At 65.6% G+C, this 12,150-nt stretch carries 21 protein-coding genes; 2 read left to right on the forward strand and 19 right to left on the reverse strand.

Annotated elements, in window-relative coordinates:
* The first annotated feature begins 18 nt into the window (after nt 1-18).
* Nucleotides 19-1,425, forward strand: a complete 1,407-nt coding sequence (locus AC2YG9_RS12815) for a DegQ family serine endoprotease (protein ID WP_487298368.1) — start codon at nt 19-21, stop codon at nt 1,423-1,425.
* Nucleotides 1,426-1,428: 3 nt separating this feature from the next.
* On the opposite strand, the gene AC2YG9_RS12820 is transcribed toward AC2YG9_RS12815, so the two are convergent.
* Nucleotides 1,429-2,001, reverse strand: coding sequence for a TetR/AcrR family transcriptional regulator (locus AC2YG9_RS12820; protein WP_487298369.1), 573 nt, complete (start codon nt 1,999-2,001; stop codon nt 1,429-1,431).
* Between the two features lie 102 nt (nt 2,002-2,103).
* Between AC2YG9_RS12820 and AC2YG9_RS12825 the strand changes: the two genes are divergently transcribed.
* On the forward strand, nt 2,104-2,841 hold the full coding sequence (locus AC2YG9_RS12825; protein ID WP_487298370.1) for an oxygen-binding di-iron domain-containing protein: 738 nt from the start codon (nt 2,104-2,106) through the stop codon (nt 2,839-2,841).
* A 63-nt stretch (nt 2,842-2,904) separates the two neighbouring features.
* Here the strand turns inward: AC2YG9_RS12825 and rplQ are convergent, their stop codons facing one another.
* The 18 genes from rplQ to rpmC form a co-directional block, all read right to left on the reverse strand.
* Nucleotides 2,905-3,318, reverse strand: coding sequence for a 50S ribosomal protein L17 (rplQ, locus tag AC2YG9_RS12830; protein WP_487298371.1), 414 nt, complete (start codon nt 3,316-3,318; stop codon nt 2,905-2,907).
* Between the two features lie 59 nt (nt 3,319-3,377).
* Nucleotides 3,378-4,394, reverse strand: coding sequence for a DNA-directed RNA polymerase subunit alpha (locus AC2YG9_RS12835; RefSeq protein ID WP_487298372.1), 1,017 nt, complete (start codon nt 4,392-4,394; stop codon nt 3,378-3,380).
* 75 nt (nt 4,395-4,469) lie between these two features.
* Nucleotides 4,470-4,859, reverse strand: coding sequence for a 30S ribosomal protein S11 (rpsK, locus tag AC2YG9_RS12840; RefSeq protein ID WP_271068555.1), 390 nt, complete (start codon nt 4,857-4,859; stop codon nt 4,470-4,472).
* Nucleotides 4,860-4,871: 12 nt separating this feature from the next.
* The gene (rpsM, locus tag AC2YG9_RS12845) at nt 4,872-5,240 is read right to left on the reverse strand and encodes a 30S ribosomal protein S13 (protein WP_487298373.1); all 369 of its coding nucleotides are present in this window, start codon (nt 5,238-5,240) and stop codon (nt 4,872-4,874) included.
* 173 nt (nt 5,241-5,413) lie between these two features.
* A complete protein-coding gene (locus AC2YG9_RS12850) occupies nt 5,414-5,986 on the reverse strand; it encodes an adenylate kinase (RefSeq protein ID WP_487298374.1) in 573 nt (190 codons plus the stop codon).
* Nucleotides 5,987-6,006: 20 nt separating this feature from the next.
* Nucleotides 6,007-7,359, reverse strand: coding sequence for a preprotein translocase subunit SecY (secY, locus tag AC2YG9_RS12855; protein WP_487298375.1), 1,353 nt, complete (start codon nt 7,357-7,359; stop codon nt 6,007-6,009).
* Nucleotides 7,360-7,439: 80 nt separating this feature from the next.
* Nucleotides 7,440-7,925 (reverse strand): 50S ribosomal protein L15, encoded by a 486-nt coding sequence (rplO, locus tag AC2YG9_RS12860; RefSeq protein ID WP_487298376.1) that lies wholly within the window; start codon nt 7,923-7,925, stop codon nt 7,440-7,442.
* Nucleotides 7,926-8,039: 114 nt separating this feature from the next.
* Nucleotides 8,040-8,225, reverse strand: a complete 186-nt coding sequence (rpmD, locus tag AC2YG9_RS12865) for a 50S ribosomal protein L30 (RefSeq protein ID WP_487298377.1) — start codon at nt 8,223-8,225, stop codon at nt 8,040-8,042.
* Between the two features lie 3 nt (nt 8,226-8,228).
* Entirely contained in the window at nt 8,229-8,822 is a 594-nt protein-coding gene (rpsE, locus tag AC2YG9_RS12870) for a 30S ribosomal protein S5 (protein WP_271068549.1), read from the reverse strand.
* Between the two features lie 9 nt (nt 8,823-8,831).
* On the reverse strand, nt 8,832-9,185 hold the full coding sequence (gene rplR, locus AC2YG9_RS12875; protein ID WP_487298378.1) for a 50S ribosomal protein L18: 354 nt from the start codon (nt 9,183-9,185) through the stop codon (nt 8,832-8,834).
* Between the two features lie 3 nt (nt 9,186-9,188).
* Complete coding sequence (gene rplF / locus AC2YG9_RS12880; protein ID WP_487298379.1) at nt 9,189-9,722, reverse strand: 50S ribosomal protein L6; 534 nt, start codon at nt 9,720-9,722, stop codon at nt 9,189-9,191.
* A 1-nt stretch (nt 9,723) separates the two neighbouring features.
* Nucleotides 9,724-10,122, reverse strand: coding sequence for a 30S ribosomal protein S8 (rpsH, locus tag AC2YG9_RS12885; RefSeq protein WP_487298380.1), 399 nt, complete (start codon nt 10,120-10,122; stop codon nt 9,724-9,726).
* A 10-nt stretch (nt 10,123-10,132) separates the two neighbouring features.
* The gene (gene rpsN, locus AC2YG9_RS12890) at nt 10,133-10,438 is read right to left on the reverse strand and encodes a 30S ribosomal protein S14 (protein WP_271068545.1); all 306 of its coding nucleotides are present in this window, start codon (nt 10,436-10,438) and stop codon (nt 10,133-10,135) included.
* Nucleotides 10,439-10,456: 18 nt separating this feature from the next.
* Nucleotides 10,457-11,014, reverse strand: a complete 558-nt coding sequence (gene rplE / locus AC2YG9_RS12895) for a 50S ribosomal protein L5 (RefSeq protein ID WP_487298381.1) — start codon at nt 11,012-11,014, stop codon at nt 10,457-10,459.
* Nucleotides 11,007-11,321 (reverse strand): 50S ribosomal protein L24, encoded by a 315-nt coding sequence (rplX, locus tag AC2YG9_RS12900; RefSeq protein ID WP_487298382.1) that lies wholly within the window; start codon nt 11,319-11,321, stop codon nt 11,007-11,009. Before rplX ends, rplE begins: the two co-directional genes overlap by 8 nt.
* On the reverse strand, nt 11,321-11,689 hold the full coding sequence (gene rplN / locus AC2YG9_RS12905; protein ID WP_487298383.1) for a 50S ribosomal protein L14: 369 nt from the start codon (nt 11,687-11,689) through the stop codon (nt 11,321-11,323). Before rplN ends, rplX begins: the two co-directional genes overlap by 1 nt.
* Nucleotides 11,690-11,706: 17 nt before the next feature.
* Nucleotides 11,707-11,946, reverse strand: a complete 240-nt coding sequence (gene rpsQ, locus AC2YG9_RS12910) for a 30S ribosomal protein S17 (RefSeq protein ID WP_487298384.1) — start codon at nt 11,944-11,946, stop codon at nt 11,707-11,709.
* An 11-nt stretch (nt 11,947-11,957) separates the two neighbouring features.
* Nucleotides 11,958-12,149 carry a 50S ribosomal protein L29 gene (gene rpmC, locus AC2YG9_RS12915; protein ID WP_271068541.1) on the reverse strand — a complete coding sequence of 64 codons (192 nt, stop codon included), beginning with the start codon at nt 12,147-12,149 and terminating at the stop codon, nt 11,958-11,960.
* Between the last annotated feature and the right edge of the window lies 1 nt (nt 12,150).

The raw sequence follows: 12,150 nt of genomic DNA on the forward strand, positions 1-12,150 counted from the left end.
GAGACACGTTGGAGACCCATGCGAGCCCTTAAAGTTCTGATCCCGTCCCTGGTTGTTCTGGCCGCCTGTTCGCCGGGTCACGACTCCCAGGCCCAGGGCCTGCCGGAACCGACCCGCGCCGTGCCGGCCAGCGCCGCGGCCATGAAGCAGTCCTTCGCCCCGGTGGTGAAGCGGGCCGCCCCGGCCGTGGTCAACGTCTCCAGCCGCCGCACGGTGCGCCAGCGCGTCGACCCCTTCTGGGAGATGTTCAGCGGCGGCGGGGTGCCGCGCGAACGGGTGCAGCAATCCCTTGGCTCCGGCGCCATCGTCCGCGCCGACGGGGTGATCATCACCAACAACCACAACATCGAAGGCGCCGACGAGGTCATGGTCCAGCTGGCAGACCGTCGGGAGTTCCCGGCCAGGGTGCTGCTGGCCGATCCCCGCGCCGACCTTGCCGTGCTGAAGATCGACGTCGGCAACGAGAAGCTGCCGGTCATCGCCATCGACACCCGCGAAGACCTGCAGGTCGGCGACCTGGTGCTGGCCATCGGCAACCCGTTCGGGGTCGGCCAGACGGTGACCAATGGCATTGTTTCCGCCACGGCGCGGTCCAACCTGGGCATCACCGACTTCGGTTTCTTCATCCAGACCGACGCGGCCATCAATCCGGGCAACTCCGGCGGGCCGCTGGTCGACATGGACGGCGATCTGATCGGGGTGAACACCGCCATCCTGTCGCGCTCGGGCCAGAGTTCGGGCGTCGGCTTCGCGATTCCCGCCAGCATGGCCAAGCAGGTCGTCACCGCCGCCCTCGGCGGCGAGACCGCCGTGGTCCGGCCCTGGCTGGGCGCGCGGGGCCAGACGGTCACGTCCGATATCGCCCACAGCCTCGGCCTCGAAGCCCCGCGCGGGGTGCTGGTCGCCGACGTCTGGCCGGGCGCCGCCGCCGCGCGGGCCGGCCTGCGTCAGGGCGACGTCATCCTCAGCATCGGCGGCGAGGCGGTGAACGACGAGGGCGCGGTCACCTACTTCTTCGGCAACCTCAAGCTTGGCCAGTCGGCGCCGCTGACCATCCTGCGCGATGGCCGCGAGCAGACGATCACCGTCCGCGCCGAGAAGGCCCCGGGCCGGGCCGATGGCGGCCGGACCATCGAGGGCCGCAACCCGCTGCAGGGCGCCTTCGTCGCCGAGCTGACCCCCGCCCTGGCGGACGCTAGGGGGGTCGATCCGTTTGTCGGGCGCGGCGTGGTCGTGCTGCAGGTGGCCCCGGACGGCCTGGCCGCCCGCGTCGGCCTGCGCCCCGGCGACTTCATCCGGGCGGTCAACGGCAAGCAGGTCCGCACCGAGGCCGACCTCGCCCAGGCCACCGCCCAGAACGGCCGCCGCTGGCAGCTGACCATCGAACGCGGCGGCCAGACGATCACCTCGACCTTCGGGCTGTAGGGCTCAGGCCCGGGCGGTTTCGATCGCCCGGGTCATCAAGGCCGCCGCCTGGTCCGGGCCCGTCCCCGCCTCGGCGAGGGCGCGCCAGCTGTGAAAGCTCAGGGCCAGGTGCAGCATCGCCTGCTGCGGGCCTTCGAGCCCCTCGCCCAGCACCGCATGCCAGGCGCCGATGACCGGCCCGTATCGCAGGGCGGCGATCTCCTGGACCGGCGGGTAGTGCTCTGCGTCGCGGAGAACGCAGGCGAGCAGCTGGGCCGAACCCGCATACCAATCGTAGATGGCCCGCAGGGCGACCAGCAGCCGCTCCGATCCCTCGGCGAGGCCGCGCCAGGTCTCGACATCGGGCGGCGGGCTGCGTTCGAGGCTGAGGCCCGAACAGGCCATCAGCAGGCTGCGCTCATCGGGGAAGTGGGCGTAGAGGGTGTTCCGTTGCACCCCCGCCAGCTCGGCCACCATGCTCAGGGTCGCGCGGGCCGGGCCCACCGTGCCGTGCAGTTCCACCGCCGCCTCGACGATCTTCTGCCGGGTCTGGGCCTGCTGTTCGCCGCGGCGTTTGAGGGTGTAGGCGCGGGCCATCTCACATTTCACTAAACATTAATGTGCAGTCATTTTGACGGCGTGCTATTTAACTGCACGTGTGTGTATCGCGAAATGACAACCCCGTCCAAGGAGGAAAACATGGAAACCCGCGTCAATGAGATCGCCGACGGCATCTACCGGCTGTCGACCTTCGTGCCCGGCGTCGGCGGCCCCGCCGGCCTGACCTTCAACCAGTTCCTGGTGGTGGGCGACGAGCCCCTGCTGTTCCACACCGGCCTGCGCCGCATGTTTCCGCTGGTCCATGAGGCCGCCGCGCGTGTGATCGACCCCAGGACCCTGCGCTGGATTTCCTTCGGCCACTACGAAGCCGACGAATGCGGCGCGATGAACGACTGGCTGGCCGCCGCGCCCCATGCCGAGGTCGCCCACGGCCAGACCGGCTGCAACGTCTCCGTGGCCGACATGGCCGACCGCCCGCCCCGGGCCCTGGCCGATGGCGAGGTCATCGACCTGGGCGGCAAACGCGTCCGCTACATCGATACGCCCCACACCCCGCACGGCTGGGACGCCGGCCTGATCCATGAGGAGACCACCGGGACCCTGTTCTGCGGCGACCTCTTCACCCAGCAGGAGGATGTCCCCGCCCTCGTCGAGCGCGACATCGTCGGCCCGGCCATCGCCGCCGAGGACCTGTTCGGCTACTCGGCCCAGAGCCCGGAGATGGGAACGACCCTGCACCGCCTGGCGGCGTTGGCGCCGACCACCCTGGCCCTGATGCACGGACCCTCGTTTCGCGGCGACGGCGCGGCCGCCCTGCACGCCCTGGGCGACGACTACGAGCGCCGGCTGTTGGCGCGGCGGCCGCCGGTCGCCTGACGGCAAAGAAAAAGGGCGGTGGATTGCTCCACCGCCCTCTTCAATTTCAGACTGTTGGCCCGACTATTCGTCGTCGCCGAAGACCTGGACCGGACCGGAGTCCTTGCCCTTTTCCGACGGGTCGCGATCGACGAACTCGATCACGGCCATCGGGGCGTTGTCGCCGTAGCGGAAGCCGGCCTTCAGGACGCGGATGTAGCCGCCCTGACGATCCTTGTAGCGCGGGCCGAGGGTGGCGAAGAGCTTGCCGACCTGTTCGACGTCACGAACAGAGCTGATGGCCTGACGACGGGCGTGCAGGTCGCCGCGCTTGGCCAGGGTGACCAGCTTTTCGACGATCGGGCGCAGTTCCTTGGCCTTCGGCAGGGTCGTCACGATCTGCTCATGCTTGATCAGCGACGCCGACATGTTGGCGAACATGGCGGTGCGGTGGCTGGAAGTGCGGCCCAGTTTGCGGTGCGCGTAACCGTGGCGCATGTCGGTCTCTCCAAAAACTTACCGGCGCCTCTCGGCGGCGGGGGGTCTTACTACAGGATTTAGATCTGGTCTTCGAACTTCTTCGCCAGATCGTCGATGTTTTCCGGCGGCCAGTTGGGCACGTCCATGCCGAGGTGCAGGTTCATGCCCGAGAGCACTTCCTTGATCTCGTTGAGGGACTTGCGGCCGAAGTTCGGGGTGCGGAGCATCTCGGCTTCGGTCTTCTGGATCAGGTCGCCGATGTAGACGATGTTGTCGTTCTTCAGGCAGTTGGCCGAACGGACCGACAGTTCCAGCTCGTCGACCTTCTTCAGCAGGGCCGGGTTGAAGGGCAGGTCGGGCTTGGCTTCGCCATCCGACTTGGCCTTCGGCTCTTCGAAGGTGATGAAGATCTGCAGTTGGTCCTGGATGATGCGGGCGGCGTAGGCCACCGCGTCCACCGGCGACACGGCGCCGTTGGTTTCAACTTCCAGAACCAGCTTGTCATAGTCCAGCGACTGACCCTGGCGGGTCGGCTCGACGCGGTAGGCGACGCGCTTGACCGGCGAGTAGAGGCTGTCGACGGCGATAAGGCCGATCGGGGCGTCTTCCGGACGGTTGCGGTCGGCCGGCACGTAGCCCTTGCCGTTGTTGACCGTGAACTCCATGCGCACCGAGGCGCCTTCGTCCAGGGTGCAGAGCACATGGTCGCCGTTCAGGATCTCGATGTCCGAGGGGACTTCGATCTGGCTGGCGGTCACGGCGCCGGGGCCGGTGGCCTTCAGCGTCATGCGCTTGGGGCCTTCCGAGTGCATGCGGAGGGCCAGCTGCTTGATGTTCAGGACGACGTCGACGACGTCCTCACGGACGCCTTCCATCGAGCTGAACTCGTGGACCACGCCGTCGATCTGAACGGCGGTGACGGCGGCGCCTTGCAGCGACGAGAGAAGAACGCGGCGCAGCGCGTTCCCGAGCGTCACGCCGAAGCCGCGCTCGAGCGGCTCGGCCACCAGACGCGCCTTGCGGTTAGCGTCGGAACCGGTCTCGATCAGCGGCTTTTCCGGGCGGATCAGCTCGTTCCAATTGCGTTCGATCACGGGCGGATATCCTCGAAACACGTGTGCCGGCCCCGCGGACGCGGAGCCGGCCAGTTAAAATCGGTCGCTCGGGTCTTAGACCCGGCGGCGCTTGGGCGGCCGGCAACCGTTGTGCGGGATCGGCGTCACGTCACGGATGGTGGTGATGGTCATGCCGGCGGCCTGCAGAGCGCGCAGGGCCGACTCACGACCGGAACCCGGACCCGAGACGTTCACTTCCAGGGTGCGCACGCCGTGTTCGGCCGCCTTCTTGCCCGCGTCTTCAGCGGCCATCTGGGCGGCGTACGGGGTCGACTTGCGCGAGCCCTTGAAGCCCATCATGCCGGCGCTGGACCAGGAGATGGTGTTCCCCTGGGCGTCGGTGATGGTGATCATGGTGTTGTTGAACGAGGCGTTCACGTGCGCCACGCCCGAGGTAATGTTCTTGCGTTCGCGACGTTTAACGCGAGCCGGTTCCTTGGCCATCAGGGCGCTCTCTTACTTCTTCTTGCCGGCGATCGGCTTGGCCGGACCCTTGCGGGTGCGGGCGTTGGTGTGCGTGCGCTGACCGCGGACCGGCAGGCCCTTGCGGTGACGCAGGCCGCGGTAGCAGGCCAGGTCCATCAGACGCTTGATGTTGACAGCGGTCTCACGACGCAGGTCACCTTCGACGGTGAAGTCCTTGTCGATGGTCTCGCGAATCTGCAGGACCTCGGCGTCGCTCAGGGCGTTGACCCGGCGGCTGTCCTCGATCCCGACCTTGGTCACGATGTCCTTTGCGGACTTCGGGCCGATGCCATGGATATACTGCAGCGCGATAACGACGCGCTTGTTCGACGGAATATTGACGCCTGCGATACGGGCCACGTCTGCTCTCTCTTCAGTTGCACCCAAACGGTGCACGCAAAACGAAACGCCACGCCAACCAGGCTCTCGAAAGAGAGTCGGTGAGAGTCGCGCCATTCGCGGAAACGCAGCGTTATAAGCAACGTTTTGTTTCCGTCAATGCCGGTGGGGAAAGATTCCTTCCCGGCGAAACTTCAGGCCTCGACCTCGTCCAGAGCCGCCGCGATATCCGCGGCCACGCTGTCCATGGTCCCCATGCCGTTCACTTCGCGGACTTTGCCGGCCGCCGTGTAATACGGGACGAGCGGCGCGGTCTGCTTGTTGTAGGCAGCCAGACGGGTGACGAAGGTTTCCGGATTGTCGTCCGGTCGCCCCTGTTGTTCGAATCGCCCGGTCACCCGGGCGAGCAGTTCCGGTTCGTCCACCATCAGGCGGATGACCCGGTCGATTCTCTTGCCGCGCCCCTCGAGCATCGCGTCCAGGGCCTCGGCCTGGGCGACGGTGCGCGGGAAGCCGTCGAAGATGGCGCCGCCGGCGGCCTCGGCCTCGGGCAGGCGCTCCTCGATCAGCGCGATGACCACCTCGTCGGGAACCAGGTCGCCGCGGGCCATGATGCCCTCGACCTTCTGGCCCAGTTCCGACCGGGCGGCGATGGCCGCGCGCAGCATGTCGCCGGTGGACAGCTGGACCATGCCGCGTCCGTCCACCAGCTTCTTGGCCTGGGTGCCCTTGCCGCAGCCGGGCGGCCCGAACAGGATCAGGTTCATCGCTTCGGGCCTCCCCTGCCCTACTTCTTGCCGCCGCGCAGCTTGGACTTCTTGATGAGCCCTTCGTACTGGTGCGCCAGCAGGTGCGACTGGATCTGCGCCACGGTGTCCATGGTCACCGACACGACGATCAGGATCGAGGTGCCGCCCAGCGCCCGCGCGCTGGCCGGAGCGTTCATGAAGCTGACCAGAATCTCCGGAACCAGACAGACAGCGGTGATGTAGGCGGCCCCGATCACGGTCAACCGCGTCAGCACATAGTCCAGGTACTCGGCCGTCCGCTTGCCGGGGCGAATGCCCGGCAGGAAGCCACCATACTTGCGCAGGTTCTCGGCCGTGTCGTCCGGATTGAAGACGATGGAGGTGTAGAAGAAACAGAAAAAGATGATCAGCAGCCCGTAGACGACGATGTAGATCGGCTGACCATGCTGCAGCAGGCGGACCGCTTCCGGCACCCACTGGGCCCAGCCCGGCATGGTGTCCGGCTTCAGGAACCCGGCGGCGGTGGCCGGCAGCAGCAGCAGCGAGCTGGCGAAGATCGGCGGGATGACCCCGGCGGTGTTGATCTTCAGCGGCAGGAACGAGCTTTCGCCGCCCATCATCCGGTTGCCGACCTGGCGCTTGGGATACTGCACCAGCAGGCGGCGCTGCGAGCGCTCCATGAAGACGATGGCGCCGACCACGACGACCGCCAGGCCCGCCAGCAGCAGCAGCAGCATCGGGTTGACCTGGCCGGTGCTGACCTGTTGCAGCAGGTTCCACAGGCTGATCGGCAGGGCGGCGACGATGCCGGCGAAGATGATCAGCGACACGCCGTTGCCGACGCCGCGGCTGGTGATCTGCTCACCCAGCCACATCAGGAACATGGTGCCGCCGGTCAGGCCGACGACGGTCGAGAGAATGAAGATCCAGCCGGGAACGACCGCGACGCCCGAGTTCTGCAGACCAAAAGCGATGGTGGTGGCCTGGAAGATGGCCAGGGCCACCGTCAGATAGCGGGTGTACTGGTTCAGCTGCTTGCGGCCGGCTTCGCCGCCTTCCTTGCGCAGCTTTTCCCACGGCGGATACACCGAGCCCATCAGCTGGACGATGATCGAAGCCGAGATATAGGGCATGACGTTCAGGGCGAAGATGGCCATCCGCTCGACGGCGCCGCCGCTGAACAGGTTGACCATCCCCAGGATGCCCTGGGTCTGCTGCTGGAACGTCTCCTGGAACTTGACCGGGTCGATACCGGGGATCGGGATGTAGGTCCCGACGCGGTAGACGATCAACGCCCAGAGCGTGAACCAGATACGCTTGTGAAGTTCGGTGGCCTTCTGGAAGGCCCCGAAGTTCATGTTGGCTGCTAGCTGTTCGGCGGCCGAGGCCATCGACAATCCCCTGACTCAGATGAGGCCATCAGATAGGGGCGCACGGAGGATTCCGCGACCCCTAATTACTGAAGGACTTATCAGGCTTCGGCTTCAGCCTTGACCGGACGGGTCTGGGTGACGCTGCCGCCGGCCTTTTCCACGGCCGCGACGGCCGAGGGGGTGGCCGCATAGACGGTCAGGTTCAGCTTGGCCTTCAGTTCGCCCTTGCCCAGCAGCTTGATGCCGTCCTTGGCGCGACGGACGATGCCGGAGGCGACCAGGACGTCAGCGTCGATGGCCTTCTTGATGTCGAGCTTGCCGGCCGCGACGGCCTGTTCCAGGCGCCACAGGTTCACTTCGGCGAATTGCTTGGCGAAGGGGTTGTTGAACCCGCGCTTCGGCATACGCATGTGCAGCGGCATCTGGCCGCCTTCGAAACCGGCGATGGCGACGCCCGAGCGCGCCTTCTGACCCTTCACACCGCGACCACCGGTCTTGCCCTTGCCCGAACCCGGGCCGCGGCCGATGCGCATACGGCCCTTGGTGGAGCCTTCGCGGGGAGCGATTTCGTTGAGTTTCGTCATAGTTGCCTCTCCTTGGAGATCTGGCGCCCGGGGCAACCCCGGACTCGGCTGGATGTAAAAATGAGAAAGCGCCCTCCCCTTTCGGGGAAGGCGTTTCGCAGCTCTATAGCGGTCTTAGTCGACCACTTCCACCATGTGGCGGACCTTGAGGATCATGCCACGGACGGAGGGGGTGTCCTCCAGGGTGGAGACGCGGCCCAGCTTGTTCAGCTTCAGGCCGGCCAGGGTGGCGCGTTGGATGGCGTTCCGACGGATCGGGCTGCCGGTCTGGCGGATGGTGACGGTCTTCTTCTCGGCCATGTCTTAGCCCTCGACAGCTTCCGGCGCGGCCGAAGCCCCGTCGGCGCGGCGGCTCAGGACGTCGCTGACCTTCTTGCCGCGCTTGGCGGCGATCTGGCGGGGCGACGACTGCACCTTCAAAGCTTCGAAGGTGGCGCGAACCATGTTGTAGGGGTTTGAGGAGCCGGTCGACTTGCCGACCACGTCCTGAACGCCCAGGGTTTCCAGAACCGCGCGCATCGGACCACCGGCGATGATGCCGGTGCCGGGAGGCGCCGAGCGGACCATCACCTTGCCAGCGCCCCAACGGCCATTGCCGTCGTGGTGCAGGGTCCGGGATTCCCGCAGGGGAACGCGGATCATCGACTTCTTGGCTTCCTCGGTGGCCTTGCGGATGGCTTCCGGCACTTCACGCGCCTTGCCATGACCGAAGCCCACGCGGCCCTTCTGGTCACCGACGACCATCAGAGCGGCGAAGCTGAAGCGACGGCCGCCCTTCACGGTGGCGGCGACGCGGTTGATGTGGACCAGCTTCTCGACGATGTCGCTTTCGGGACCGTCTTCCTGGGGCCGGTCGCGGCGGTCGCGGCGATCACCGCGTTGTTGTTCACGAGCCATGATCGATCCTTAGAAGTTCAGGCCGGCTTCACGCGCGGCGTCAGCCAGCGCCTTGATCCGGCCGTGAAAGATGTGACCGCCACGATCGAAGACGACGTCCTTGACGCCCTTTTCGATGGCGCGCTCGGCGACCAGCTTGCCCACCTTGGCGGCGGCATCCTTGTCGCCGCCCGACTTGCCTTCACCCTCGAGGGTGGAGGCGGCGGCCAGGGTGACGCCGCGCAGGTCGTCGATGACCTGGGCGTAGATGTTCTTCGACGAGCGGAACACCGTGAGGCGCGGACGACCGTTGCCGACCTTCTTGAGGCGGCTGCGGATGCGGGTCGCGCGGCGCTTGGTGATTTCAGAGGGAGAGAGCGGCATGGCTTACTTCTTCTTGCCTTCCTTGCGGCGGACCTTTTCGCCAGCGTAGCGGACGCCCTTGCCCTTGTAGGGCTCCGGCGGACGCAGGCGGCGGATCTTCGAAGCGATTTCACCAACCGCCTGCTTGTCGATCCCGCTGATCGTGATTTCGGTCTGCTTCGGCACGGCGAATGTCACGCCGGCGGGCGGCGGGACGTCGACGTCGTGGCTGAAGCCGAGCTGCAGCGACAGCGCATCACCCTTCAGGGCGGCGCGGTAACCGACGCCGACCAGCTCGAGCTTGCGCTCGAAGCCTTCGGTGACGCCCGTGACCATGTTGCCGACCAGGGTGCGCGACAGACCCCACATCGACCGGGCGCGAGCGGTGTCGTCGCGCGGGGCCAGGGTGAGTTCGCCGTTTTCGTGGGTGATCACGACGTCGTCGATCACCGTCCAGGACAGCTGTCCCTTCGGGCCTTTGACCGAGATCGTCTGACCATCGACCGTGAGAGTCACGGACGACGGGATCGTGATGGGTTTCTTGCCAATCCGGGACATCTTAGTAGACCCTGCAGAGGACTTCGCCGCCAACGTTGGCGTCGCGCGCCGCGTTGTCGGACATGACGCCCTTGGGAGTGGACAGGATCGAGATACCGAGGCCGTTCTTGATCGGCTTCAGGTCCTTGATCGAGCTGTACACGCGGCGGCCGGGCTTGGACACGCGGGCGATTTCCGCGATGACCGGCTGGCCGTCGAAGTACTTCAGCTCGATTTCGAACTCCGGGAAGGCTCCCGGCTTCTCAACCAGCGAATAGCCGCGGATGTAGCCTTCATCGGCCAGGACATCCAGGACGCGCGCGCGGAGCTTCGACGCGGGCGTCGAGACCTTGCCGCGCTTGCGCATGGCGGCGTTCTTGATACGGGCGATCAGATCGCTCAGGGGATCGTTCATCGACATCTGATGGTCCTCACCAGCTCGACTTGACGAGGCCGGGGATCTGGCCAGCGGAGCCAAGCTCCCGCAGCGCGATCCGGCTCATCTTGAGCTTGCGGTAGTAGGCGCGCGGGCGCCCGGTGACTTCGCAACGGTTGCGGATGCGCGTCGCGGAAGAGCTGCGCGGAAGCTTGGCGAGCTTGAGGCGAGCCTCGAAGCGTTCTTCCAGCGGCAGGCTCTCGTCGTTGGCCTGTTTCTTCAGGTCGGCGCGCTTGGCGGCGAGCTGCTTCACGAGGGCCTTGACGGCTTCGTTGCGGTTGACGGCGCTTTTCTTAGCCATGGTTCTTTTCCTTCCCGCTTACGAGGTGAACGGGAATTGGAACTCTTTCAGGAGAGCCTTGGCTTCCTGATCGGTCCGGGCCGTGGTGCAGACGATGATGTCCATGCCCCACATCTGATCGATTTCGTCGTAGTTGATCTCCGGGAACACGATGTGTTCCTTCAGACCCATGGCGTAGTTGCCGCGACCATCGAAGCTCTTGCCGTTGAGGCCACGGAAGTCCTTCACCCGCGGCAGCGCGATGGTGATCAGACGGTCCAGGAACTCATACATGCGGTCGGCCCGCAGGGTCACCTTGGCGCCCACGGTCATGCCTTCGCGCACCTTGAACTGGGCGACGGAGAGACGAGCCTTGGTCGGCATCGGCTTTTGACCGGTGATGGCCGCCAGGTCCTTCATGGCCGCGACGGCCTTCTTGGAGTCGGCAACCGCTTCGCCGATGCCCATGTTCACGACGATCTTGTCGAGCTTGGGGATCTGCATCTCGTTGGTGTAGCCGAACTGCTCCTTCATCACGGCGCGGATGCGCTCGCGATACTCGGACTTCAGCCGGGGCGTATAAGCTTGATCAGCCATTGATCACCTCACCGGTGCTCTTGGCGACGCGCACTTTCTTGTCGCCGTCGATGCGGAAACCGACGCGGGTCGGCTTACCGTTGCCATCGACAATGGCGACGTTGGAAACGTGCAGCGGCGCTTCCTTGTTCTTGATGCCGCCCTGGGGGTCGCCCTGGGTCGGCTTGGTGTGGCGCTGGACCATGTTGATCCCGCCGACGACCAGGCGGCTTTCCTTCGGGAGGACGCGCACGACGTTACCCGTCTTGCCCTTGTCCTTGCCCGTCAGAACGACAACCTTGTCGCCCTTCTTGATCTTCGCGGCCATTACAGGACCTCCGGAGCCAGGCTGATGATCTTCATGTGGTTCTTGGCGCGGAGTTCGCGCGGAACCGGTCCGAAGATCCGGGTGCCGATCGGCTCGGCTTGCTTGTTCACGATGACGGCCGCGTTCTTGTCGAAGCGGATCACCGAACCGTCCTTGCGCTTGATGGCCGAAGACGTGCGAACGACGATGGCTTGCAGCACATCACCCTTCTTCACGCGGCCGCGCGGGATGGCTTCCTTCACGGAGACAACGATCTTGTCACCGACGTGCGCGTAGCGGCGCTTGGCCCCGCCGAGCACCTTGATGCACATGACCCGGCGGGCGCCGGAATTATCGGCGACTTCCAGGTTAGTTTGCATCTGGATCATGGTTCAAACCTTCCAGATTACGCCGAAGCCTTGGGAAGCACTTCCCAGGTCTTCAGCTTGGACTTCGGTGCGCACTCGATGATGCGAGCGACTTCGCCGGCCTTGTAGGCATTGGCTTCGTCATGCGCGTGGTAGTTCTTCGAACGACGAACGGTCTTCTTCAGCACGGGGTGCAGAATGGTCCGCTCGACCTTCACAACAACGGTCTTGTCGCCCTTGTCGGAGACGACGAGGCCTTCGAGAATACGTTTAGGCATCTGTCCTCTCCCTACGCCGCTTGCTTGGTGCGGAGCACGGTCTTGATGCGGGCGATATCCTTGCGGATCTCGTTGACGCGGTGGGTCTTTTCCACCTGGCCGGTCGCCGCCTGGAAGCGCAGGTTGAACTGCTCCTTCTTCAGGTTCAGCAGGCTTTCGGCCAGTTGGTCGGGCGTCATCGCCCGGATTTGATCGATCTTCATC

Source organism: Caulobacter sp. SRI_014 (assembly GCF_057586315.1).

Bases quoted from the DNA above. Each gene is read 5' to 3' on its own strand.
- AC2YG9_RS12820 (WP_487298369.1), bottom strand. From the start codon at position 2,001: ATGGCCCGCGCCTACACCCTCAAACGCCGCGGCGAACAGCAGGCCCAG.
- rpmD (WP_487298377.1), bottom strand. From the start codon at position 8,225: ATGGCCGAGAAGAAGACCGTCACCATCCGCCAGACCGGCAGCCCGATC.
- rpsQ (WP_487298384.1), bottom strand. From the start codon at position 11,946: ATGCCTAAACGTATTCTCGAAGGCCTCGTCGTCTCCGACAAGGGCGAC.
- rplO (WP_487298376.1), bottom strand. From the start codon at position 7,925: ATGACGAAACTCAACGAAATCGCTCCCCGCGAAGGCTCCACCAAGGGC.
- AC2YG9_RS12850 (WP_487298374.1), bottom strand. From the start codon at position 5,986: ATGAACCTGATCCTGTTCGGGCCGCCCGGCTGCGGCAAGGGCACCCAG.
- AC2YG9_RS12825 (WP_487298370.1), top strand. From the start codon at position 2,104: ATGGAAACCCGCGTCAATGAGATCGCCGACGGCATCTACCGGCTGTCG.
- rpsE (WP_271068549.1), bottom strand. From the start codon at position 8,822: ATGGCTCGTGAACAACAACGCGGTGATCGCCGCGACCGCCGCGACCGG.
- secY (WP_487298375.1), bottom strand. From the start codon at position 7,359: ATGGCCTCGGCCGCCGAACAGCTAGCAGCCAACATGAACTTCGGGGCC.
- rplN (WP_487298383.1), bottom strand. From the start codon at position 11,689: ATGATCCAGATGCAAACTAACCTGGAAGTCGCCGATAATTCCGGCGCC.
- rplR (WP_487298378.1), bottom strand. From the start codon at position 9,185: ATGCCGCTCTCTCCCTCTGAAATCACCAAGCGCCGCGCGACCCGCATC.
- rpsH (WP_487298380.1), bottom strand. From the start codon at position 10,122: ATGTCGATGAACGATCCCCTGAGCGATCTGATCGCCCGTATCAAGAAC.
- rpsK (WP_271068555.1), bottom strand. From the start codon at position 4,859: ATGGCCAAGGAACCGGCTCGCGTTAAACGTCGCGAACGCAAGAACATT.
- rpmC (WP_271068541.1), bottom strand. From the start codon at position 12,149: ATGAAGATCGATCAAATCCGGGCGATGACGCCCGACCAACTGGCCGAA.
- AC2YG9_RS12815 (WP_487298368.1), top strand. From the start codon at position 19: ATGCGAGCCCTTAAAGTTCTGATCCCGTCCCTGGTTGTTCTGGCCGCC.
- rplX (WP_487298382.1), bottom strand. From the start codon at position 11,321: ATGGCCGCGAAGATCAAGAAGGGCGACAAGGTTGTCGTTCTGACGGGC.
- rplQ (WP_487298371.1), bottom strand. From the start codon at position 3,318: ATGCGCCACGGTTACGCGCACCGCAAACTGGGCCGCACTTCCAGCCAC.
- rplE (WP_487298381.1), bottom strand. From the start codon at position 11,014: ATGGCTGATCAAGCTTATACGCCCCGGCTGAAGTCCGAGTATCGCGAG.
- rplF (WP_487298379.1), bottom strand. From the start codon at position 9,722: ATGTCCCGGATTGGCAAGAAACCCATCACGATCCCGTCGTCCGTGACT.
- rpsN (WP_271068545.1), bottom strand. From the start codon at position 10,438: ATGGCTAAGAAAAGCGCCGTCAACCGCAACGAAGCCGTCAAGGCCCTC.